The following is a 1,963-nucleotide window of genomic DNA, read 5'->3' as shown; positions in this document are numbered from 1 at the left end:
TCACCGACGCCGACGACGGGCGACGCCGCAAGGTGCATGCGCTGATCTTCACCGCGGTGTACTCCCGGCACATGTTTGTGTGGCTGTCCTACTCGCAGACCCTGACCGCGGTGATTGCCGGATGTGAGGCGGCCTGGGAGTTCTTCGGCGGTGTGTTCGCGGTGCTGATCCCCGACAACCTCAAGCCGGTGATCGCCGACGCGGATGCGGTCAACCCGCAATTCACCCACGGCTGGCTGGATTACGCCGGGCATGCCGGATTCCTCACCGACCCCGCGAGGGTGGCCTCACCGAAGGACAAGCCGCGGGTGGAACGGGCCGTGCAATATGTGCGCCGAAACTTCTGGGACGGTGAAACATTCACCAGTATCGAGGCCGCGCAGCAGGCCGCTGCGGCCTGGTGTCGTGACACCGCGGGCACCCGTATGCACGGCACCACGTGTGCGCGTCCGGCCGAGCTGTTCACCGCCGAGGAGCAGCCGACGCTGCTGCCGGTGCCGGGGGTTTATGACGTGCCGGTGTTCAAGAGGGTCAAGGTGCATCGCGATTTCCACGCCGAGGTCGCCAAGGCGCTGTATTCGCTGCCCGAGTGCTGGATCGGTCAGTACCTCGACGTGCGGGCCGATACCGAGCTGGTGAAGTTCTATCGCCGCGGCGTGCTGGTCAAGGTCCATCCCCGCCAGCCGGCCGGTGGGCGCAGTACTGACCCTGCTGATCTGCCCGAGCACAAGACCGGCTACGCCCTGCGTGACGTCACGACGCTGATCGCCACCTGCACCGCTCACGGCCCGAATATCGGGATCTACGCCGAACGCATCCTCGATGACCGGCTGCCCTGGACGAAGATGCGCACCGTTTATCGGCTGCTGGGCCTGGTGCGCCGGTACGGCGCACGGCGGGTCGAACAGGCATGTTCACTGTCGCTGGATCTCGATGTCGTCTCGGTGACCAAGATCGCCTCCATGCTGGAGCGCGCCACCGAGACCAGCACCCCGGCGCTGCCGAAGGCGGTCGGCCACACCGCGACCCGATTCGCCCGCGACCCCGCCGAATTCAGCTCCACCCCAACACCATTGACCATCGTCACCGAGGAGAACCGCTGACATGACCACCACCCACCGTGGCGCTACCGACCCGATCGGCGCTGATCTGCTCCGACTGCTCAAGACCCTCAAACTCGGGGCGCTGGCCGACACCCTGCCCGAACGCGCCGCCCTGGCCCGCCAACACAAACTCAGCCACATCGGCTTCCTGGAAACCTTGCTCGCCGACGAGGTCTCCCGACGCGAGTCCCGCTCCGCCGCACTGCGGGCGACCAAAGCCGGACTCGACCCCACCATGCGGTTCGACACCTGGACCGCACATGAGGACCTGCGCTATGACCGCACCCTGCTCGGGGATCTGACCTCGCTGCGGTTCCTCGACGCCGGCCAGTCCGCGATCGTCCTCGGTCCCGTCGGCGTAGGCAAGACGCATCTGGCAACAGCATTGGGGCACATGGCCATTCGCCGCCGAAACACCGTCGTGTTCGGCCGGGCCGACAAACTGTTCACCCGGCTGCGCGCCGCGCGACTCGACCACACCGTCGACGCCGAGATCCGCCGCCTGGCCGCGGTCGACGTCCTGATCATCGATGATTTCGCGCTACGCCCGCTCGACGCCACCGAAACCAGCGACTTCTACGAAATCGTCGTCGAGCGTCACCGCGCCAAGACCACCATCGTGACGTCGAACCGCGAGCCCGCTGAATGGCTGACGATGACCGCCGACACCCTGCTCGCCCAATCAGCGATCGACCGACTCACCTCGGCCGCCCACACCCTGGTCATCGAAGGACCGTCCTACCGCCAGCGGACCCGGCCCCAGCTTGACCCAGACCCCACCGACAAGCATCCTCAGTAACGCGCCACGGTGGTCCCATCCCCCTGGCAATCAGGTGGTCCCATCACCCTGGCAAGCGACA

General features: G+C 66.5%; 2 protein-coding genes. Both read left to right on the top strand.

Annotation, left to right across the window (positions count from 1 at the left end):
* Positions 1-1,103, top strand: a 1,103-nt coding sequence (locus CQY20_RS33630) for a Mu transposase domain-containing protein (RefSeq protein ID WP_097945687.1), incomplete at its 5' end; no start/stop codon positions are given.
* Between the two features lies 1 nt (position 1,104).
* Positions 1,105-1,902, top strand: a complete 798-nt coding sequence (gene istB / locus CQY20_RS33625) for an IS21-like element helper ATPase IstB (protein WP_097945684.1) — start codon at positions 1,105-1,107, stop codon at positions 1,900-1,902.
* The last annotated feature ends 61 nt before the right edge of the window (positions 1,903-1,963 follow it).

Source organism: Mycolicibacterium agri (assembly GCF_002553505.1).
Classification (GTDB): Bacteria; Actinomycetota; Actinomycetes; order Mycobacteriales; family Mycobacteriaceae; genus Mycobacterium; species Mycobacterium agri.
The sequence above is the reverse complement of the archived record's forward strand: the minus strand, read 5'-3'. Positions and strand labels throughout refer to the sequence as shown.